This is a genomic window from Acetobacter sacchari (genome assembly GCF_017377715.1).
Taxonomy (GTDB): domain Bacteria; phylum Pseudomonadota; class Alphaproteobacteria; order Acetobacterales; family Acetobacteraceae; genus Acetobacter; species Acetobacter sacchari.
On record NZ_JAFVMF010000030.1, the window covers coordinates 20,781 to 39,126 of the forward strand.

The following is an 18,346-nucleotide window of genomic DNA, read 5'->3' on the forward strand; positions in this document are numbered from 1 at the left end:
GATTGCCTCAAATTACGATGCGTCGGCCGGATTGGAGCGCGGGACCGGGCGGAATGCCCATGAACCCGCAAAGCTGCTTGCGCGCCCATGCGTAAAGGCGCTGGCGGTCCGCGACTTCCGTTCGGTTGCGTGTCCAGACTGCCGCCTGATCGGTGTCGAGATTTTCGGAAGAGCCGTAAATATCTCGCTCCAGCCGCAAGCAATCCTCAAGTTGGATGCGGATTTGCCCGTATTCCTCGGGCGCCATGTTCTTAAAGCGCCACTCGTTGAACCCGTATTGCTGGAAGAAGCGCCACGACTGTTCGCCTGAGTTGACGCCGCCGAGCGCCGTGTATCCGAGCATCCGGCGTAACTGGACGAGTTCGTATTCCGTCAGCGGTCCGGGATTGGGGACATACTCATTCATCAACAACCTCAAGCGGAGCGCCGCGATCTTGCAGCAGGGCGATAGTGTGAGGATTGGTCACAACTTCCCCCGCCACCCAATAGAAGCGCCCTTTCCCGTGGGTTTCTTCTATGAAGCCGAAGGGGCGGGTGAGCCGCACAGGACGAGGGGGCGTCTCCACCCCCTCCCCTTGCGCCACGTATTTGCGTGGACGCGCCATTACGCCGCCGCGTTTCCATCGGTCCCGAGGGACTCGATCACCACGCCACGCTTCAGGTAGCTGTTCGTCGCGGTCGGGATGATCGTCGTGTTTGCCGTGACGTCGGTCGGCAGCGCAAAGCCGCCAATCCAATACCAGGACTGCGCGATGATCTGCTTCAGGCGATCCAGCGGCTCACGCGTGACCATCGCAACACCATCGACAAGTTCCAGCAACGACCGATCGACGTCCGGGATATCCATATTGCCAGTGTTGGCGTAGTCGCCACGAACGAGAGCGCCCTGCCCTAGCAGCAGTGCCCGATGGATCGGCCCGGCGGCGGTGGAGATCGCAGCCTGCTGAGGGGCTTCGGTCGTGGGGACGAACCGAACACCAAGGATTTCGAAGACCGTCCCGTGACGGTAGGTGTCGGACTGGTACGCGCCGCGATACAACTCTTTGAAATCCGCATCCCGGAACAGGCCGAGCAACTGCAAGTCGTCGAGGTAGCAGTTGTATGCGCCGTTGATCGTCGGGACGTTGTTGCGGCGTAAAGCCGCGACACCGGCGAGAACGTTCTGGATACCGAGCGTGTCGCCAGCGGCCAAGGCGGCCGTCGTAAGCCGGTTGTTCGGGCGGATCACCAGTGGCGCGGTCGAGGCCACGACGGCATTCCCAGCAGTGCCATCAGAAACAGTCACGTTCGCCGACGTGGTGAGCGTGCCGGACACGCCGTCTGGTGCGGTAGAGACGTTCGTTGAATCGGCGGTCGCGGCGGTAACTGTGTAACTGCTTGAGCCGATCGTGACCGTCATCCCGGCGGTGGAACTGATCGCGACAACCTGGCCTGTGCTTGAAAGCACATTCTGGAAGCCACGAATGTCGTCAACGGAGACGGTCGTCCCGGTCGCAGTCAGCGTCGTGCGCACGCGCGTGTTTCCACCAAGGTAGCCGCCAACGCCGTTGGACGCACCGCCGAACAGCACGTTGCGCGCGATACGGTCGCGAGACTGCATAGCCTGCACGCCGTTGGTTCGCGCGTTCTTGAGGAACTGATCAGCGATGCCAACGCCTTCATTGACCGTATTGAGATCAATCGTGTCGCCATACTGGTAGATCGACATGGTGTACTGCTCGACCGACCAGGTGGACGCAGTGAGACCATTGTCGAAATTCGTATTACTCGTCGGGTTCATCGGCGTCGTGACGGGCGACTTCAGGCCCTTGCGGGTCTTGGTCAGCGTTTCACCGATACGCGCCGGGAAAATCTCTTTATCCGAAGTCGCGTCGTAGCCGATGCTGGATTCAAGGCCGTCCTGAAATTCACGGGCAAGATACCCTTGCTGGATCGCGGCAGAAAGAGACGCAGGAAAATTCTCGATTCCCATTGGGGAAACCTCATTGATGCTGGATTGTGGGGAGTGATGGGCATCAGCCCGGAGAACCCAGCATCAGCCGGGTTGAAACTTGATCAGCGGCGCGTGCTCTCACTGATGTATCCACGCTTGGCGGCCTCATATTCCGCCGGGGACAGGTCCCGGACGTTGGTCGGCGCCCCAGTCTGGGGAGGCTTCGGCGCAGGCGACGACACGGTATTGCCCGTCACGCTGCCCGGCTTGGCCGCTTCGGCGAACAGGTAGCCTTTCGACTCCTTGGCCGCCGCAACAACCTCGTCGAGACCGACGAACGAACCGTCGTCAGCGACAGTGACGGACGAAAGGTCCATAAGCCGCACAGCGTCTTTCGCGTCGACAGCCCCGAGGCGCGTTGCTGCGGCTTCCGCATTCGCGCGGATCAGACCAGCGCGATACGAAGCCTCACGCTCGCTCATCGCGGCGTCTGCGTCGGCCTTGGATTTGGTCGCTGCCTCGTTGGCCGCCGCAACCTGCGCCTCGAACTCGCCGCGCTGCTTCTCGATCTGGCCTTTGTAGCCATCGCGAGATTTGATCGCGTCGTCGCGCTCGGTGATTGCGGCATCTCGCTCGCCACGGATCGTCGCGTTCTCCTTGCGGAGCGTTACAAGATCAGCACGAGCCCGCTGCAATTCGCGCACGGTGTTCTGGTCAACGCCGCCATCAGGCGTGTTGTTGTCTTCGGACATCTGTCCCTCGATATTTGTGGAAGAAAACCGGCATCAGCCGGGTCGGCGCGACACTTGCGCGTTACGCCTGAACCTTGTGCGACTTCGACTTTCCGTCGAGGCCAGCTTTGCGGGTGTTGGTAGCGGCCTCTTGCCCCGCCGCCTGCGCGGCCTGCGCCGCCTTGTCGGCGATCTGTGCCTGAACCAGCGCCCACTCTTTGGCCGCGTCGTCAGTGCCAACGGCCGCGCCATACATCGCGCAAGCCGTCTCGTTGCTCATGATGTTGCCGTCAACGGCAGTCACGAGCGCCTGGGCAAGCTGGAGCAGTTCGGGGGGCGTCGGCGGGAACCATTGCGGCCACGTCAGCGAGATACCCGAAGGATCGATGTCCGAGACCTTCCTGCCCGCGATCAGCACGCCGTCAGTGACAGCCGATGACATCGCGCAGACCATCTCCAGCAGCGAGACAAGCGCCCCGTTGCCGTATGGATCGCGCAGACGCCCAGCGAACCATGTCAGCCCGAGACACATCATCTCCATCGCCCGGCCAGACTGCGCTGCACTCATGCGGTCTGCATCGGCGCGATTGCCGTGCATCTGCTCCAGCACGATATTGCGGAGCGTGCGGTAGAACTCGACGATGGTCGTTGCGGCGGTCCCGTTGATCTCTAGCAGCTTCACGTCGCCGCTGGCGATCTCGTAGGCTTGGGACGCACCGCCAGCGTAGGCGGCGACACCCTCTCCGCTTACGCTGGTGTCTACGCCACCCCCCTTATCTGGGTCATATTTAATGATGACCTTGGGATCGGCGCTGTATTTCAGACCGCGCCCGGACTGCGACAGCAGGTAATCGGCGGAGATCATGTTGTCGATCGCGCGCGTGAACGAACACGGACCGTCGATCTCGTCGCAGGCCTCAGTCATCAGGTTTCGCACCCAAATCATAGGCACGAAGCCAAGGCCGTGATTGGTCGACCGCTGATCGTCTTTCGCGGCGTCGACGTCATCCGACACGCGAACCGGCACGTAATACGTCGCGCTCTCATCGTCCCACTCGCGCTGGAACCAGAACATAACGCGCAAGTCTTCGTCCGCGATCTGGTACCCCTGCTCGCGAAGGTCGGAACCCTGCACCTGATAGCGCTCGGATACCTTCACCAGAGCACCAGTCGCCCGGTTCCAGGTAGGCGTCAGATACGGCGTGTCGAGCACGTTCACGCGCAGGCGGAAGTTCTGCACCTCAACGAGGATCGCCACAGACCCGACAGACCCGCGTATCGTCGCGCGCTGCATGATCGTGCCAATGCCCGCATCACGCACGAAGTCCGTCAAAGCGTCCTGCGTCGCCGCGTTGTCAGCCTTGATCTTCGGAAAGTGCTTGTCGCCGAACAATAGCGACACAGCGTCCTCGATCACGGTCGTGATCATATGCGTGCGGATCGAAGGGCGTCGCTCGTCGAGTTTGATGTATTCACTCGCGCCGCTATATTCCTTCGAAAACGGGTTCGGAATGTCGTCGTAGAGCGTGCCGTCGAGAACGCGCAGCCGGGCGAGGATTTCGCCGCAGCGTGCAGGCTGATCCTTCGGCGCGGGATACGTGCCTTTTAGCTGCAACCAGTCCACGCTTTACCTACTCATACCAAACGACGTCGGGCGAACGCGCGGTCTGATAACCGCCGTCCTGCCGAACATGTAATATCCAGTGGCGTCCACGATGTGATCGTAGCCGCTGCTCTTGTCGGGCTCGTTCGTGCCCTCTTTGTAGGTCTGCCGTTCGTAAGCCTCGATCGACTTGACGCATTTCGGCGACACGAACGCCGTCCGCGCGCCATCCGCTGCCTCGAACATGGCGTTGGTCTTGTTCAGCCGGTCGCGCACCAGCGGGTGAGACGACATCGCGATTACGGTGAAGCCGCGTGAGCGAAGGATGCCGATATCAGTGCGGCCCTGCGCCGATGTGCGGTTCTGGGCGCCAGCCGGGTCAGGATAGACCTTGATGTGCGCCATTCCCTCAAGCCGGCCGTATCGACGTGCGATTTCATCCGACATTTCGTCCGTGTTGGACGTCGGGATGATGATCTCGTCGATCTGAAACAGCTTTCCGTCGCGCTCCTGCCAGACAGTCGCGCTCATCGGGTTGATGTTGAAGTCCATGCCGATATGCACGTCGAGCGATCGGTTATAAGCGCACTCAGCGACATTGCCCGCGCGGGAGAACGCGTAGATCACGCGGCCTGCGTAGGTTTCGAACGACGCCTCGTATTCCTGGCGGAACTGGCGAAGGTCCATGTCCCGCTTGGCGGCTTCGATTTCTTCGGGCGGGATGTTGCCGCCAGCCAGAGATGTGTAGAGGCGAGACCACCAGCCCGGTTCATGCTGCGGCCCAACCTGCCCCTTGAGGTATCCGTCGCGGAAGTGATTGAACCCCTTCGGCGTGCCTATGAACAACGCATGGCCGTGGGCGGTTGAGAGCATCGGCCGGACAGTCTCGGTCCATGCAGGCTCTTTCGCATCAGCCCACTCGTCACCAAGAAAGAACCAGAGGCCAGAGCCGCGCAGATTGTCATAATTGTCGAGGCCAACGATCCGCACGATATGGCCGGACTTGAACGTCAGGTTGCACTCGGACTCATTCGGCCTCTTCGCTAGCCATTTCTCAGGGAACGACCGCTTAAGCCGGTTCCACATGACCCGCTTGGCCTGCTTGAACGTCGGTGCGCCGTACCAAATTTCATTCTCCGGGCTGACGTTCTGACGAACAGCCTCGCGCACAGCGCGGCGCATCTCTTCGCCGCCGAGGAACGTCTTACCGAAGCGTCGACCGCACACAGCGACACGGAAGCGGCAATCCGGGCGCCAGCCGTGTGAGTAGATGTCCCATTGAGGGTTCGTTAGTTGGGCACGTTCACCCGCCCTCAGAACTTTCGCCACGGTCTATCCGCTCCGGGTCGGGATCACCCGCCATGTCATCGACCGCGCCATCGTCCTGCGGCGTGGGTTTGTCGTATCCAAGGATCTTCGAAATCTGTTGAAGTGCGGTCAGCTTACTGTGCTGCTTGACCTTGATGGTTCGGTCGCCGCTCTCGTTCGTGGTTTCGCTGATCTCGGAAATCGCGCGCCGGACGTCTTCCGACAGGTCGGCAGTAGCCTTGATCTCGACCCTCCTTGTCTCGCCATCTTCAACCACGTTCACCACGTCCGTCACGTCCGCGAAGCCGATGCGCGCCAGTTCGAGCAGCACCTTTTCCTTGTTGATGGCGTAGCGATCCACGATGCGATCTGTTCGTTTCTTGGCGGCTCTCTGTGCGCGGCTGATGAGATGTACGATGTTAGCGTTCTTCAGCAGACGCGAACCATTGGCTCTCGCCGTCGCATCAGGGCACGTTCGACTATAGGCAACGCGGTAGGCTTCCGCAGCATTTTCGCCATTGGACAAATAGACTTCGACGAACCGTCGCTGCTTCGGCGTCAGGTCCGCCATCACTCACATCGGCGCACCGATCTCCATCATTGTGAAACACTCCCCGCCTTACCGCTCTACGTTTAAGGCCGCGCGGTTTGCCCACTTCCACGCCACATGAGTGCGCACACTGGCGCTTCCGGGTCGGTCGTGGTTAGGGAGGTCGGGGTTTATAGGCTCCGTGTCAGAGCCCGAAAGGATGCAGCCCCCGAAACTGGATTAGGTCGGATGATACAGCGGGACAGACCCATTATAGAGGAACTGCGCGACGTATTCAGCTCTCGTTATAACCGATGCGATCCTCGAGAAATCCATGCCGACGAGGCTTTCCCCGCTCAGCACAATTTCAAGCGCGATCTTTCTGCACTCTTGGATATCCATACTCATCCCCTCAATGCGTCGTCTCAACGACCCGCTCGATACCCATTTCGTGCAACTCGTCGTCGCTGAGCGTTTGCGCCGCGCCTTCAAGCATCACGAACCCGGCGTTGAGCAGGGCTGCCCGTAGAGCCTCGAACGAAGAATCTTCGCCGATCATGACGACGGAGAACTGCGTCGGGCTGCGGAACATGGGCCGTCTCGTTTTTTGGTGTTCAGTGGCCGGTGATGGCGCGGATTATGTCCGCGACATCCAGCCCATGCACAGCGTAGAACGCCGCGACCAGCACGACCGACGAAAGCAACGCCACATATCGCCACGCGGACATTGCGTTCAGAGCTTGTACCACGCGCGCGATCCCGCTAATATCGACCAAGGTTCGTGCCTGTCCTGCCCAGGTATGAATCAGAAACCCCGGTGAGCGCCAACTCAGCCGGGGTTTCGCTATTTCGTCTCGGCGTCTGGCGGCGCCTAAACCGCAGCCCGTCGCCGCTCGTTGTTAGCCTCGAACCGCTGCGCCTCAGCCTCAAGCTCGCAACCCGCGAGAATAGCCGCCATCGCGCTATGGCCGAGTTCGCCGACCAGCGTGCCGTGGACCGAGATCGGCCGGATCACGCATCGAAACCGGCTGTCCGGATGAAGCCCAGACGTTACGTGCTGCATCAGGCCCAGCGTGATATCGGCGCGGTGTCGCGTCTCATCCGATGGTGGCATGACAAAAACGAACATGGGCCGCTTGTCGTCGTAACCGACGCAGACCGCGTGCCCGCGTTTGAATTGCAGGACGTTGCCGCAGTTCGGTTTCATACGCCGGGTCAGCCCTTGAGATAATTCGACGCCCCAACGCCGTCTTGCGCGTGGGCGTAACCGCCGGTCGTCGCGACCGATGAATGTCCAAGCTGCCGCTGCACCACATGGAGCGCGGCCCCGTTGTCGAGGGCGTGCGAGGCGCAGCAGTGCCGGAGCCAGTGAGGCGTTACTCGCGTCGTGATCCCTGCTCGTTTTGCTGCGGCCGCCACGAGGCGGCGGATCGCGTCAACGCTGATCGCTCGGCCATCCTGCCCGAGTAGGAGTGGCGCATCGGGCGTCTTGTCGAGCCGGATGCTTTCGAGGTCGGCCAGCAGCGTGAGTGGGATCGAAAACGTCCGCAGCTTGCTGCCCTTGCCGAACACCGACAGGTTTGCGTGCGTCTTCTTTCGAGCCACGTCTCGCCATTTGGCGTCGGCAGCTTCCGAGACGCGAACGCCCGCCACGTAAAGGAACCGGAGCGCTACACGCTTCCGGTCGTTTTTCTCCGCCTCGATCATCCGCAGCACATCGGCCTCGGAGATGATCCGCTCGGCCATGTCGCTGCGAAGCTTGTCCGGCTTCACGGCCAGCGCCGGGTTCTTCTCGAGCAGTTCGTTCTCGACGCCGAAGCGGTAGAGCGACTTGATCGCTGCCAGCCTTCGGTTGCGGGATGCCGACGCTCCGGTTAGGGACGCGAACCAAGTCTGCACGTCCTGAAGCCGGACGTCGGCCAGCGGCATCGCGACCGAGCTGAGGAAATTTTCCGCGTCCTTGCGATAGACCGAGACGGTCTTTTTCGCTCTTCCCACCAACCACATTTTGACGAGCATTTTGTCGCCAGAGGTCGGGAGGTTTTCCATCGATCATTTTTCTCGAAAACCGCCAGAGGTCAGGAATCCCTAGAGCGACTGCGGTTTTTGCTCAAACACCCCCGCAAGATAAGAAGTGTTATCTTGCGGATATCGGCCTGATTTCTTTGTTATCCAGCGGATTCGTCCATGCACCCCGCCAGATAACTTTTAGTTATTCTTGCGGATTTCACACCCACCAAACCGGCCGTTCACCAGCCATCCGGGCACAAAAAAGGCGACCCGAAGATCGCCCGCGCGCACGTAACCGCATGTTGATAAATTCATGTCACATTTTCGTACGGTTTGTCAAACCCTTTCGACACACCTTTCTTCGGCGCGCTTCAGCACCGTGTCCCGGTTGAGGTAGCACACATCGAATGCCGACCGGTTGGCCGGGCTGTATATGTCCTCCAACTGCGTCAGAACCAGAACACACATCGCCTTGACGAGCCGGGCGCCGTTGTAGCTGTGCGACACCTTCGGCAGCAGCGTTCGTGCCGCATCGCAGAACGTCACATTATCAGCGAGCAGGAAGACCAGCAGGTTCTCGCCCGGCTTACGGATCTTGTCCCGCACGACGCCGACGCGGCACCCGGCCCGGCCACGCATGATCCCCCAGGAGATTGCGTCGTGCGAATACCCAGCCTCGCGTTCAGCCGCGATGCGCGCAAGTTTCTCATCGTGCGCCGACCATGCCGCCTCGTCAGCAAGGAACAGATCCTCGTCGAGCTTGCTTTCGAAGTGACCAACGGTCGAGAGCACATAGTCGCGATACCAACGCTCAGCCGCATTGACGTGCTGGCTCTCGATCTCCCCAGATTTCAGGAGAGAATTGAGCCCACGCCACCGACGACGCGTTTGAACGCCGCCCTGTGCGCTTTCCAAATCCCCCTTCGCCACCCTCTCCGGCGTCGGCCCGTTATCAACTGCGCGGTTAATTATGATGCGGCGGGTCATGGGGCGGTCTCCGTGAGAACCCAAGCGTCATTGTTCAGTCCACGTCCGGCGAATGACGGCTCCTCGCACTTCATTCCAAACCGCGACGCGAGCGCGGGAAAGTCCACCCAGCAAAAGCACTCGCATTCCTCAAGCGGATCGCGCGCCTCATCGCAGTTCAGCGGCAGATCAGTCACGCCCATGGAAAATTCCGCAGCGAGTTGGCCGCAGTTTATGACCGCCTTGGGTTTCGCGTCGGCGCGGACGATGTAGCAATCATAACACATGGAGACCCCGCTGATTATTCCGAGATAATCAAATCATAGTACCGTGCATATTTCACGATAGCAGAACGCGGCGCGGAGTACTAGGAGTTACGTCCGCTAGTCTCGAAGCACGTCAACCACCATGAAAGCAAGCAAGCATATACCCAACACCGAGGCGACGATGTTGAGAGCCAAAAGCATCCTGAGCGGCGCCAGTGCTGCGTGCCCTCCAAAAGGGCGCGACAGGAAGATTGTGTGATACACGATCACTCGCCCTGGCTGCCGCCCAACACCAACCCATCCGGCGCAACGAGAGGCCCAACGTAACGATACCCGCGATACGTCGCTTCCTTATGCCTCATCTGCACGTATTCCATGCCGTCGTAATCAGTCGCTGTGAAATCTTTAGGGTGCGCCGATACCCAGCCGGGCAACCTAGGTGAATCCCACCTGTCGCCATACATGCTGAACATCCACAAAGATGCCTCGTTACCCTTCGCCAGCCAGTGCCGCGTATATAGCGCCACCTCGGCCATCAACGGCTCGCACGCATCCACTTCGGCACGGATGCGCTCTTGCTCTATTAGGCTCGCCTTATAAGTCTCTTCGTCGTGCGCAATCTGCTCCGGCGAACGAAAATCGCAGAAACCAGACGCCGAGATGCTCTGGCTCGACATGCCCTCAAAATCCTCCGTCATCAAACACCCCTCTCCACTCTCCGCATTCCCCGCCTGTCGCTTAGGGCTAAAGACGACCGAATCAAACCGCGTTCACCCCAACCAAAAAGGCCCCAACCAACATCCATCCTCCCGCTACCGGGTGACCGATCCTGAGCAAATAAACTCCTGCCACGAGAAAGGACGCTACAATTAGAAAAGACATCTCACCCTCCATGCGCGGCCCAATGTAACGAACTATTTCGTTATGACAATCTCACGCTTCGTCGCGAGGATCGTGCGGATGTGGCGCGGGAGACGGGTCATAGGGCGGTCACCCTCTCAAAGCGTCCGGTTGAAGGATTGCGGGTCATGTAGCGCCCGGATGCTATGGAAGACCGCAACGCATCACGCTCTTTCTTGGCTACGGCGGATTCTTCAGCAAGTTCCAGAACACGATCAACGGTGCTCTCCAACTCCCGGTATAACTCCCGGCGACGGCAGACGGCCTTATCCCGATCGGCGGTAACGGTGTCTATCTTCCATTGCAGGCCAGCCTGCTCGATCGTCAGCGATCCTATCTCCTGCTTCAGCCGCCTAATCTCCCTCCACGGCCACACGTTCGCGTCGCGCCATGTGCGTAGGCGGCGGATCACGCTCACAGCCCATGCACCAAAATGAGCCCCAAGGGCAGCGCCGTGCAGAGCACGAAAAGGAACGCGGTTAGAATATCCACCTGCAGCACATAAGCCGTGCAGACCATCAGCGCCGCGAAGGCTATTCCTGAGCCGAGGGTCATGGCTGGACCTCAACCCTCAAAGCCACATCGATCACACGCCCAAGATACGCATGGTCTGCGTCGTAGTGGCCTAGCAACCGAACGCCCGTCAGAAAGCTGCATCCTGCGCCTCGCTCGATCATGCTGATCGTGTTCACCCCCAGACCTGACACTTCAGACGCCTGACGCTGCGAAAGGCCTACGGCACCACGCGCCTCGCGCATGATTTCGGATATCCGCTTATTTGCGTCCTTTGGGGTCATATCCCGACTCTAGCAGACTCGCAGGCGCTTGGGTACGGGTTTCTGCCGCATGAGCGGAAATTCACCCGATTTCACTAGGTATGTACAAATTGCATGGCGGCCGTAGTTAGCTATGACGTGGGTACATATCGATCGAAAAAGTGGCGCCACTGGTGACACCACTGGTGACACCACTCATTTTCATAGTTTCATGATTAAATAAGCAGAAACTTGAATCGGTGACACCAGTGACACCAGTGACACCATTTTCTAACTTTTCCCTACGCGCTGAGCACTACGCGTATTCTCTATACGCAATTACATAATTATCTCTCTGCGTCAGAATGTTTTAAAAAGTGGTGTCACTTGGTGTCACTGGTGTCACTCTGCAATTATCATCTTGTTTTTGTTGATTTTTATCATTCTGATTTTGAAACATAATGGTGTCACTGGTGACACCATATGGTGTCACCGTCATGGCCAAAAAAAAAGGCCGCCGAAGCGACCTGTGTTTATTTCCGTGTTTCTGATGTCACCTTTTTAGCGTCCATACGCTACCTCTGTTCGTTCTCATCCTTTCCCATCCTATCCTTTCCATGATCGCCGTGAGCCTTCGCATGGATGTCGTCCCGAAGTCCTTTGGCGCTATGCTCAGGGCGTTCTCTGCTATGTCGAGCAACCTTATCTGATCGTTCTTTTTGTCCATCAGATACGCCACGACGACCGTCTCCCACTCGTCTGACTCGAACCTCTTCTCCTGCTCTGGCTCGTAAAGCTCCGCCTGGGTGTCGTCTGATGGCCAGTGCTGTTCTCCGGTCGCCCACGCCATGAATGCCTCGGCGAATATCTGGTCCCTGTCTCTCCTTAGGGCTTCGGTATCGCACTTCCCGTCGACACCAACCCTGACTGGCCAGAAGCGCCGACCGCCGGTCTCGTCGCGCATGTAGACCTTCTTGTTGGTCGTGCCGACGAACACGCACTGTCGCGGCTGCTCAACGTCGAAGCGCCCGTAACTTGGCCTGTATCGCTCCACCGGCCGTGTGATGAACGATTTGAGAGCGTTCGCGTCCGCCTTGTCGGTCGCCGACATCTCGGCCACCTCGATCAGCCACTTTCCCTGAATGTGTTGCGATACGTCTTTCCCGCCGTGGCGAAGGTCGGGCAGGTTATCGCTGAACCACGATCCGCCGAGTATGGAGCAGGCCGTGGACTTCCTGACACCCTGATCGCCCTCAAGCACCAGCATGTAATCCATCTTGCAGCCGGGCGTCATGGCGCGCGCAATCATGGCCACGAGGAACTTTCTACCGACATCCCGGGTGTATGGCGTGTCATCCGACCTGAAGTATCGCGGCAGAATGTCGTTGATGCGCTCTTCGCCATCCCACACGAGGCCAGTCAGCCAGTTCCTCACCGGATGGTATCGTATCCTCCCGGCCTCCAGCGTCACGGCCTTGAACAGCGCGTCGTAACTCATGGTAGGCAGGCCGTTCCGTTGCATCCAAACCAGCATGGCCGTTACGTCCGCATCGATCATCCTGCGCGGGAACTTCTCATCGCCGTCGTCTTCATCGCTTTCGCTGGTGACTGGCGGCGCTCTCGTCAGCATCACCGCTCCGGCAAGCTCGTCCGTCGCCACCAAACCGGAAAGCTCGTCTGCATTCTGGAGCGCCATCAGGGCGTTCGCTGATGTTGGCCGAGCGTCTCCCTTTTCGTTTCTGTCCAGTTTCGTGCACCAGTCGTGCTTGCGAACCTGCCCCACGCGCGCCTTGGCGCGTTCTATTATTTCCTGAACGCGCGTCGAAGCGCTGGCGCTCTCACCCATTATTCAAAGACCTCGCGCGCAACGCCGAATTGATGGTGGCTTCTATCTCTCTATCGTCCAGCCCGGCTATCGACCCGGCGGCCGACATGGCGTGGATCACGTCGGCGCTGCTGAGCGCCCCGTCATGGATGAAGCGCGCCAGAGAATACGTCTGACGGTTCAGCGTGTCGTTCCTCTGGCCTTCAGGAGCCATAGCGACAGTTTCGTACGCCCGCTCTATCGCCGACCCAACATACCTGTCGGTCAGTTTCTTCGGTTTTTCCTCCCGTCTCTCCCTGCGCTCTTCTTTCTTCCCAAGCGCCGAAAGCCACTTCGGGAACTCAACCAGCGGCTCATCCGCATTGATCTGCCCCAGACCGCACGCGGGCCACCAGATGATGTATCCGCCCTCCCCGCGCACATCGACGTTCTTCGCAATCTTGCCTGCGCTGTTGGTGACGCCTTCAGCGTGACGAAACAGCACGTGTTTTCCGCCTGATCGCGTGAGGTTGGTGCGATAGCTACCAAGAAGGTCGCCGAACTGGTCGACCCACTCCCGCGCCGTCTCATGCTGAAGGTCAAGGTCGAGAACAGACAGGTCGGACGCCGCGCCTGTTCTGACGCCGATCAGACTGCCCGGCCAAGCCCTCCAGATATCGGTGAGCGCGCCCACGTCGGTCGTGGCGTCGTGAAATCCCTTTCCTCCCTTCGATTTCGGCCATGACGGCATTTTCTTTGTGTTGCACGGGAAGACGTGTAGTCCTCCCCGTGCAAGCTGGATGGCGCACTCAAGCGCCTCGTTCGGTGTCAGGGGCCGCATCAGGCAGCGGCGCCCTCGGCACGCATGGCGGCTGGAACGTTCACCATCATGAGCGCGGATGACGCGCGCGTAGCCGCCACATACAGAAGCTGTGACACGACAAGCGGCCCGGAATGGTCGGCGGCGCTCATGATGTCGCCAAGATCAACGAACGCGCGCCTGAACGTTGACCCCTGCGATTTATGGACCGTCATCGCGTAGGCATGCTTGATGTCGCAGAACGTCTCGGAAATTTCTTTCCACGCCTGCCAGCGCGTGTTCTCTTCTTCCGACGACTGGCCGCGCGCCTTCATGGCGTGATCAAGCCGCTCCGCCTCGCTCTCCAGCCTCCCAAGCGTGCGCTTGACGATGAATGGCTCGACCGGGAGCCACGCAGTCAGCTTTCCCTGATCGCCCTCAAGCACGACCCGCCACGCCGGTATCCCTGCTGTCCACGCCTCGGATCCGGAGACCTTCTCGAACTCGAAGCGCCTGCCGCCACGCTGGATATCGACGACGGTCACGACCTCGCTGTTGGCGATCGTCACCTCTCCGCGCGGCGACGTGATCATTTCTCCGGCCACCGCCTTCTCGCCCGCTATGAACGGACTTTCTGTCTCGCCGTATATCTTGGCGCGTATCCGGCGGTTGATGCGGTCGACGCATTTGTTCGAAAACGCCAGATACCGGAACGCATCAGGGTCTTTGGCGAACTCTTCCGACGTGAACGCAGCATCCATCCACTGGCGCTGCTTCACCGGGTCGAGCACGAAAACGCCATCATTCCCGTTCCGCTGCGTGTGTAGCCAGGAAAGATCGACGTCTCCCTCATGGAGATCGCGCAGAAGCGTCGCCGCCTCTATGATGGGGTTGCCAACAGCCTGACGCACGACCGTCTTCAGGAACGAACGGCGCGGCACTTCGAATGATGGGCTGACAGGCTCGCCGACTGGAGGAAGCTGCGCCGGGTCTCCAACAAACAGCACAAAGCAGTCGAACAGGTCGCGCCTGATTGCCTTCATGAGGTCGACCCCGATCATGGAGCATTCGTCGATGATGACAACCGTTCCGGCTTCCGGAAGCTCTCTGTCGTTCTTCGGCGCGAGCGTCGTTTTGCCGCGGTCCTTTTTCACCTTCAGGCCAAGCGCTGCGTGAATGGTCTGGCAGTTCGTGCCTGGTGGCATCTTGGACGCAATGACCGCCGTCGCCTTGTTCGTCGTAGCAGTCACCAGCACGTCCGTGTTCTGCTCGCGCAGCGCCAGAACGAGCTTGTTGATCATTGTCGTCTTGCCTGTCCCGGCGTAGCCCATCAGGGCATGCGTCTTATTGCCTGACATGAGAGAGCCGAATATCTCGTTGTAGGCGTTCTGCTGGCACACCGTCAGGCGGATGCTTTCATGAGGACGCATCGGCTGATCTCCTTTTTTTGGAAATCGCGTTTCTTCCTGCGTCCGTGATGACATACTGGTTGAAGCCCTCGCCGGGCCAGAGAAGCTTCCATGATACAAGTCTCTCGATATGAGAGCGTGCATCCCGGCTGGGGTCATCGACATGACACCCAGAAGATACGCCCGAGAATGCGCCGTCGATCATGATGAACTTGGCCAGACTGGCCTTATTGAGAGCGCGGCGTTGCGCGCGCGTAAGACAACGCTTGCCTGTTGGCTCCGATGATTCCATCGTGCCGCTCCTTCCGTCTCATTGATGGGAGGGGTTAGCCCGGCGCGTTCCGGGTCCAATCGAAAGCGCGCCGGGCGGTCAGATCAGAACGGAATTTCGTCGTCGACGAGGCTATCCTGACGTGACGCGCTCTTGTTGGCCCCGTTGTAACGAGGGTCTTTATCCGCAGCGCCGCGCGAAGGCGTAGACGCTGGCCTGTTTGCCGCAGACTTCCTGTCTTCCTTTCCCTTGTAATATTTGACGACATTCCGATCCCGGTAGCCGCCAGTTCCCTTCTGCGTCCCGATAACCGCGATCACGCTCAGACCCTCGAAGTCCTCATCCGCCTGAATGTTGACGTTGTTGAAGTCCGCGATGGTTTTCATCTGTCGCAGCGCGATCTGTTCCGCCTGCTGATTGCCGCACTCGACATTAAGGTTGTCGAAGACGACGCGCCGGTTGTGCAGCCTGATTTTGAGAGCAATCATCGTGCCGCCCTTTGTCGTCGGCTTTGACTCGGCGGACTCGATCTCGCCCTCGTATTCACCATCAGGAAGAAGCTCGAAGTCTTCATTCGATCCATAATCCGCGTTGCGGTCGAAGTTTCCATAATTGAACGCCATGGCAGTATTCTCCTTAAGCCTCTACGGGCTGCATTTCGTTGGATGAAACCTGTTTCGAGAAAAACGGGATATGCGAAGCAAGGTGCGCCCACGCCTCTTCCGGGCTGTCCGGCATTTCGATGACGTCAGGCATCGAATACCGGTTCTTCGCCAGCGCCGCCGGACGCTCTTCGGTGTGGATCAGACGTGCGCCGTTCCCTTTTCCGCGCACGATCCGTCGACCAAATCCCGCGTCGGATACCTTGGTCGTGACCTTCCACCCGTAATAAAGAACCGCGTCCGCCCATTCCTGAACCAAAGCTGAAGCGGCCTTGTGCAGGGCGATCTGGTTGCGGTCATAGGGGTCGGATGACGGATCGTCGTATCGACGAATGGCCGTGTGCGCGAGAATGATGATCGACATGCCTTTCTTCTCGCGCAGCATGTCAAACCCACGCAGCGCGCGTCGCCACTCATTCTCTGCTTCCAGATAACCCTTACCGAACGGAACATCCTCGATCGACTTCACCTTCAGGCGCGCAGCCGTCTCCTTCCAGACGAGCTTCTCCAGCCAGTCAGCACTATCGACGATCAGGGTCTTGAAGCCGTGTTCGTCTTTGAGCAGAGCAGAAATCTGCTCGATCACGTCAAAGAACGAACTGGCCACCGGGAAGCGCGCGACGCCTATCTCGTCCGAGCCGCCCTCAATATCAATCAGGATCGGATCAGGCGCATGCGCCGCAAGGCTGCTCTTGCCGATGCCGTGAGATCCATAAACCACGATACGCGGCGGCTTCAGGTCAGGGCCACGCCTGACGGAACCAAGGAGACTCATTTCCGACCTCCCATCAGAATGGAGAACGACTCCTTGCCTGACGTCACCGTGCGCGCGTCCTCGACTTCGGCCTGAAGCTCAGACGGCCATGCCTTGAACCTGTTTTCAGGAACTGTCGCCTTGACGTCGATATATTCCTTCGGGTTCTTGCCTTCGGTCTTTTTCTTCATGCCGAAAGCAAGCAGCTTCGCGCTGTCCCACTTCACGGTCTTCGGCTTGTCGCACTCGATCGTGAAGTCGCCATCATACAGGCGCACCGTTCCGGTTTCGCCCTTACGCTCACCCTCGGCGGTATCGCCGAAACGCGCCCTGTATGCCATCTGCAGTTTGTCGGAGAGGGTTTTCGCCCGCTTCAACGTCTCACGCACATCCGTTTCCAGAAGATAAAGCATGTCGATCGGCAGACGCGAAGCGTCATTGACCGCCATCTTCTCAAACTGGTCGAGAGTCACATGATTTGTCATGTTATCCTCCATTCTGGCGCCCCATGCGCCACCAGAGCCGACGCGCACGCCGGTTCCAGCGGGTCATGCGGAATGGTTAAGGCCATAAAGAGCGATCATCGCCGCCTCTGCGCGTCCGTCATCTTTCTTCCGCTTGAACAGGTCGGCGCTGGTGGGAAAAAGCTGCATCGCCCGCGTCCGCGCCGCGTCTTTATCCGCCGGGCAGCTCATCGCCTTCTTCCAGATCGCGGGACGCGCTGTGGTAAGCGGCTTTCCAAGAGCCGCAACCACACCCTCAATCACGCCTACGCCAATTCCGAAGGACATTGCTGACAGACTTCCCATCTTCGGACCGGCGTGAACCTTCTCGATCCATACCGAAGACGGATCGTGCGCGCGGATCATCGTCGCCAGAAGCGGTGCGGACACGACGCTGCGCGTCTTGCCGCTGACAACGGTTGGCGTCGTCGGCATGTCGAGAACTTCGATCAGGTCTCCACGCTCATTCATAATGGCGACTGCGCCATTGATGCCTGGGTCAATTCCGATCACCGTTTTCATCGCTGGAAATTCCTTCTCTCGACGACAAGAGACGCCTTGTAATTCAGGAACACGACGCCGATTCCGTTCCCAAGAACGTAAAAGGCGATGAACCCTAACCGTAGAGACGGTGGCCTTCCGCTCCAGCCGAAGCCGACCCTTCCGACGTCGATTGCAATTCCTTTCGGCATTTTTCCTCCAATACGAGCCGGTCAATCTCGGCCTTCAATTCATCACATTCCGCCATCAGGCGGATTAACTCGGCTCCACGGGGAGCATTCGTTCCGTCAAACCAGTTTTGAACAGTGCGCGGTGTGGTCTGAACATCTCTGGCCAACACCTTCGCGGCATTCTTTATCCGCCCGTAATTCCGCCTCAGAACCGCAGTGACCGTTTCGGAGTAGGCGGTCGCATCAACTATCATTTTGCCTCCCCGAAAATTTCGGTAAAGAATTCCCCTACTTTTTCCCATTTTCTGTCCCTAACCTCATTTTTGCAGAACGAGATTGAGGGATTAACTGAGTATGGGGGTGTGGAAACTCGATCCTGAGTTGAACGACGACGAAGAACTTCTTTTGTCTATCTTGGTAACTACGAACCTGTGGAAGGAACTGAACCCCGACGCGACGATGGAAGACCGTC

26 protein-coding genes are annotated in these 18,346 nt (G+C 59.0%); all 26 read right to left on the bottom strand.

Annotated elements, in window-relative coordinates; all coding sequences use genetic code 11:
• Positions 1 to 7 precede the first annotated feature (7 nt).
• The 26 genes from J2D73_RS18540 to J2D73_RS18660 all read right to left on the bottom strand — a co-directional run bounded on the left by J2D73_RS18540 (position 8) and on the right by J2D73_RS18660 (position 17,895).
• On the bottom strand, positions 8 to 406 hold the full coding sequence (locus J2D73_RS18540; protein ID WP_207883758.1) for a hypothetical protein: 399 nt from the start codon (positions 404 to 406) through the stop codon (positions 8 to 10).
• Positions 399 to 605 (bottom strand): hypothetical protein, encoded by a 207-nt coding sequence (locus J2D73_RS18545; protein WP_207883759.1) that lies wholly within the window; start codon positions 603 to 605, stop codon positions 399 to 401. Before J2D73_RS18545 ends, J2D73_RS18540 begins: the two co-directional genes overlap by 8 nt.
• On the bottom strand, positions 605 to 1,972 hold the full coding sequence (locus J2D73_RS18550) for a DUF4043 domain-containing protein (protein WP_207883760.1): 1,368 nt from the start codon (positions 1,970 to 1,972) through the stop codon (positions 605 to 607). Before J2D73_RS18550 ends, J2D73_RS18545 begins: the two co-directional genes overlap by 1 nt.
• Before the next feature lie 83 nt (positions 1,973 to 2,055).
• A complete protein-coding gene (locus J2D73_RS18555; RefSeq protein ID WP_207883762.1) occupies positions 2,056 to 2,685 on the bottom strand; it encodes a phage scaffolding protein in 630 nt (209 codons plus the stop codon).
• Positions 2,686 to 2,746: 61 nt separating this feature from the next.
• Positions 2,747 to 4,288 (bottom strand): phage portal protein, encoded by a 1,542-nt coding sequence (locus J2D73_RS18560; protein ID WP_207883764.1) that lies wholly within the window; start codon positions 4,286 to 4,288, stop codon positions 2,747 to 2,749.
• Positions 4,289 to 4,291: 3 nt separating this feature from the next.
• Entirely contained in the window at positions 4,292 to 5,596 is a 1,305-nt protein-coding gene (locus J2D73_RS21200; RefSeq protein ID WP_207883766.1) for a phage terminase large subunit family protein, read from the bottom strand.
• Positions 5,571 to 6,146, bottom strand: a complete 576-nt coding sequence (locus J2D73_RS18570; protein ID WP_207883768.1) for a terminase small subunit — start codon at positions 6,144 to 6,146, stop codon at positions 5,571 to 5,573. Before J2D73_RS18570 ends, J2D73_RS21200 begins: the two co-directional genes overlap by 26 nt.
• A 370-nt stretch (positions 6,147 to 6,516) precedes the next feature.
• Complete coding sequence (locus tag J2D73_RS18575) at positions 6,517 to 6,696, bottom strand: hypothetical protein (RefSeq protein ID WP_207883770.1); 180 nt, start codon at positions 6,694 to 6,696, stop codon at positions 6,517 to 6,519.
• Positions 6,697 to 6,718: 22 nt separating this feature from the next.
• Complete coding sequence (locus tag J2D73_RS21080; RefSeq protein ID WP_279380954.1) at positions 6,719 to 6,853, bottom strand: hypothetical protein; 135 nt, start codon at positions 6,851 to 6,853, stop codon at positions 6,719 to 6,721.
• Positions 6,854 to 6,975: 122 nt separating this feature from the next.
• A complete protein-coding gene (locus J2D73_RS18580) occupies positions 6,976 to 7,311 on the bottom strand; it encodes a hypothetical protein (RefSeq protein ID WP_207883772.1) in 336 nt (111 codons plus the stop codon).
• An 8-nt stretch (positions 7,312 to 7,319) separates the two neighbouring features.
• Entirely contained in the window at positions 7,320 to 8,123 is an 804-nt protein-coding gene (locus J2D73_RS18585) for a tyrosine-type recombinase/integrase (RefSeq protein ID WP_207883774.1), read from the bottom strand.
• Between the two features lie 327 nt (positions 8,124 to 8,450).
• On the bottom strand, positions 8,451 to 9,101 hold the full coding sequence (locus tag J2D73_RS18590) for a hypothetical protein (RefSeq protein WP_207883776.1): 651 nt from the start codon (positions 9,099 to 9,101) through the stop codon (positions 8,451 to 8,453).
• The gene (locus tag J2D73_RS18595; protein ID WP_207883778.1) at positions 9,098 to 9,367 is read right to left on the bottom strand and encodes a hypothetical protein; all 270 of its coding nucleotides are present in this window, start codon (positions 9,365 to 9,367) and stop codon (positions 9,098 to 9,100) included. Before J2D73_RS18595 ends, J2D73_RS18590 begins: the two co-directional genes overlap by 4 nt.
• A 245-nt stretch (positions 9,368 to 9,612) precedes the next feature.
• Positions 9,613 to 10,044, bottom strand: coding sequence for a hypothetical protein (locus tag J2D73_RS18600; RefSeq protein WP_207883780.1), 432 nt, complete (start codon positions 10,042 to 10,044; stop codon positions 9,613 to 9,615).
• A gap of 281 nt (positions 10,045 to 10,325) precedes the next feature.
• Complete coding sequence (locus J2D73_RS18605) at positions 10,326 to 10,664, bottom strand: hypothetical protein (protein ID WP_207883782.1); 339 nt, start codon at positions 10,662 to 10,664, stop codon at positions 10,326 to 10,328.
• A complete protein-coding gene (locus J2D73_RS18610) occupies positions 10,661 to 10,801 on the bottom strand; it encodes a hypothetical protein (protein ID WP_207883784.1) in 141 nt (46 codons plus the stop codon). Before J2D73_RS18610 ends, J2D73_RS18605 begins: the two co-directional genes overlap by 4 nt.
• On the bottom strand, positions 10,798 to 11,043 hold the full coding sequence (locus J2D73_RS18615; RefSeq protein WP_207883786.1) for a helix-turn-helix domain-containing protein: 246 nt from the start codon (positions 11,041 to 11,043) through the stop codon (positions 10,798 to 10,800). Before J2D73_RS18615 ends, J2D73_RS18610 begins: the two co-directional genes overlap by 4 nt.
• A 511-nt stretch (positions 11,044 to 11,554) precedes the next feature.
• Positions 11,555 to 12,847 (bottom strand): virulence-associated E family protein, encoded by a 1,293-nt coding sequence (locus tag J2D73_RS18620; RefSeq protein ID WP_207883788.1) that lies wholly within the window; start codon positions 12,845 to 12,847, stop codon positions 11,555 to 11,557.
• A complete protein-coding gene (locus J2D73_RS18625) occupies positions 12,840 to 13,646 on the bottom strand; it encodes a bifunctional DNA primase/polymerase (RefSeq protein WP_207883790.1) in 807 nt (268 codons plus the stop codon). The genes J2D73_RS18620 and J2D73_RS18625 overlap by 8 nt, the downstream gene beginning before the upstream one ends.
• A complete protein-coding gene (locus J2D73_RS18630; RefSeq protein WP_207883792.1) occupies positions 13,646 to 15,034 on the bottom strand; it encodes an ATP-dependent DNA helicase in 1,389 nt (462 codons plus the stop codon). Before J2D73_RS18630 ends, J2D73_RS18625 begins: the two co-directional genes overlap by 1 nt.
• Positions 15,021 to 15,305, bottom strand: a complete 285-nt coding sequence (locus J2D73_RS18635; protein ID WP_207883794.1) for a hypothetical protein — start codon at positions 15,303 to 15,305, stop codon at positions 15,021 to 15,023. Before J2D73_RS18635 ends, J2D73_RS18630 begins: the two co-directional genes overlap by 14 nt.
• 83 nt (positions 15,306 to 15,388) lie before the next feature.
• Positions 15,389 to 15,907, bottom strand: a complete 519-nt coding sequence (locus J2D73_RS18640) for a DUF669 domain-containing protein (protein WP_207883796.1) — start codon at positions 15,905 to 15,907, stop codon at positions 15,389 to 15,391.
• Between the two features lie 13 nt (positions 15,908 to 15,920).
• Positions 15,921 to 16,721 carry an ATP-binding protein gene (locus J2D73_RS18645; RefSeq protein WP_207883797.1) on the bottom strand — a complete coding sequence of 267 codons (801 nt, stop codon included), beginning with the start codon at positions 16,719 to 16,721 and terminating at the stop codon, positions 15,921 to 15,923.
• The gene (locus J2D73_RS18650) at positions 16,718 to 17,185 is read right to left on the bottom strand and encodes a hypothetical protein (protein ID WP_207883798.1); all 468 of its coding nucleotides are present in this window, start codon (positions 17,183 to 17,185) and stop codon (positions 16,718 to 16,720) included. The genes J2D73_RS18645 and J2D73_RS18650 overlap by 4 nt, the downstream gene beginning before the upstream one ends.
• Positions 17,186 to 17,248: 63 nt before the next feature.
• A complete protein-coding gene (locus J2D73_RS18655) occupies positions 17,249 to 17,725 on the bottom strand; it encodes a RuvC family protein (protein ID WP_207883799.1) in 477 nt (158 codons plus the stop codon).
• Entirely contained in the window at positions 17,722 to 17,895 is a 174-nt protein-coding gene (locus J2D73_RS18660) for a hypothetical protein (RefSeq protein ID WP_207883800.1), read from the bottom strand. The genes J2D73_RS18655 and J2D73_RS18660 overlap by 4 nt, the downstream gene beginning before the upstream one ends.
• Positions 17,896 to 18,346 lie beyond the last annotated feature (451 nt).

Excerpts from the sequence above, each read along its gene's own strand:
- J2D73_RS18540 (WP_207883758.1), bottom strand. The coding sequence starts at position 406 with ATGAATGAGTATGTCCCCAATCCCGGACCGCTGACGGAATACGAACTC.
- J2D73_RS18545 (WP_207883759.1), bottom strand. The coding sequence starts at position 605 with ATGGCGCGTCCACGCAAATACGTGGCGCAAGGGGAGGGGGTGGAGACG.
- J2D73_RS18550 (WP_207883760.1), bottom strand. The coding sequence starts at position 1,972 with ATGGGAATCGAGAATTTTCCTGCGTCTCTTTCTGCCGCGATCCAGCAA.
- J2D73_RS18555 (WP_207883762.1), bottom strand. The coding sequence starts at position 2,685 with ATGTCCGAAGACAACAACACGCCTGATGGCGGCGTTGACCAGAACACC.
- J2D73_RS18570 (WP_207883768.1), bottom strand. The coding sequence starts at position 6,146 with ATGGCGGACCTGACGCCGAAGCAGCGACGGTTCGTCGAAGTCTATTTG.
- J2D73_RS18575 (WP_207883770.1), bottom strand. The coding sequence starts at position 6,696 with ATGTTCCGCAGCCCGACGCAGTTCTCCGTCGTCATGATCGGCGAAGAT.
- J2D73_RS18580 (WP_207883772.1), bottom strand. The coding sequence starts at position 7,311 with ATGAAACCGAACTGCGGCAACGTCCTGCAATTCAAACGCGGGCACGCG.
- J2D73_RS18585 (WP_207883774.1), bottom strand. The coding sequence starts at position 8,123 with ATGCTCGTCAAAATGTGGTTGGTGGGAAGAGCGAAAAAGACCGTCTCG.
- J2D73_RS18590 (WP_207883776.1), bottom strand. The coding sequence starts at position 9,101 with ATGACCCGCCGCATCATAATTAACCGCGCAGTTGATAACGGGCCGACG.
- J2D73_RS18595 (WP_207883778.1), bottom strand. The coding sequence starts at position 9,367 with ATGTGTTATGATTGCTACATCGTCCGCGCCGACGCGAAACCCAAGGCG.
- J2D73_RS18600 (WP_207883780.1), bottom strand. The coding sequence starts at position 10,044 with ATGACGGAGGATTTTGAGGGCATGTCGAGCCAGAGCATCTCGGCGTCT.
- J2D73_RS18610 (WP_207883784.1), bottom strand. The coding sequence starts at position 10,801 with ATGACCCTCGGCTCAGGAATAGCCTTCGCGGCGCTGATGGTCTGCACG.
- J2D73_RS18615 (WP_207883786.1), bottom strand. The coding sequence starts at position 11,043 with ATGACCCCAAAGGACGCAAATAAGCGGATATCCGAAATCATGCGCGAG.
- J2D73_RS18620 (WP_207883788.1), bottom strand. The coding sequence starts at position 12,847 with ATGGGTGAGAGCGCCAGCGCTTCGACGCGCGTTCAGGAAATAATAGAA.
- J2D73_RS18625 (WP_207883790.1), bottom strand. The coding sequence starts at position 13,646 with ATGCGGCCCCTGACACCGAACGAGGCGCTTGAGTGCGCCATCCAGCTT.
- J2D73_RS18630 (WP_207883792.1), bottom strand. The coding sequence starts at position 15,034 with ATGCGTCCTCATGAAAGCATCCGCCTGACGGTGTGCCAGCAGAACGCC.
- J2D73_RS18635 (WP_207883794.1), bottom strand. The coding sequence starts at position 15,305 with ATGGAATCATCGGAGCCAACAGGCAAGCGTTGTCTTACGCGCGCGCAA.
- J2D73_RS18640 (WP_207883796.1), bottom strand. The coding sequence starts at position 15,907 with ATGGCGTTCAATTATGGAAACTTCGACCGCAACGCGGATTATGGATCG.
- J2D73_RS18645 (WP_207883797.1), bottom strand. The coding sequence starts at position 16,721 with ATGAGTCTCCTTGGTTCCGTCAGGCGTGGCCCTGACCTGAAGCCGCCG.
- J2D73_RS18650 (WP_207883798.1), bottom strand. The coding sequence starts at position 17,185 with ATGACAAATCATGTGACTCTCGACCAGTTTGAGAAGATGGCGGTCAAT.
- J2D73_RS18655 (WP_207883799.1), bottom strand. The coding sequence starts at position 17,725 with ATGAAAACGGTGATCGGAATTGACCCAGGCATCAATGGCGCAGTCGCC.
- J2D73_RS18660 (WP_207883800.1), bottom strand. The coding sequence starts at position 17,895 with ATGCCGAAAGGAATTGCAATCGACGTCGGAAGGGTCGGCTTCGGCTGG.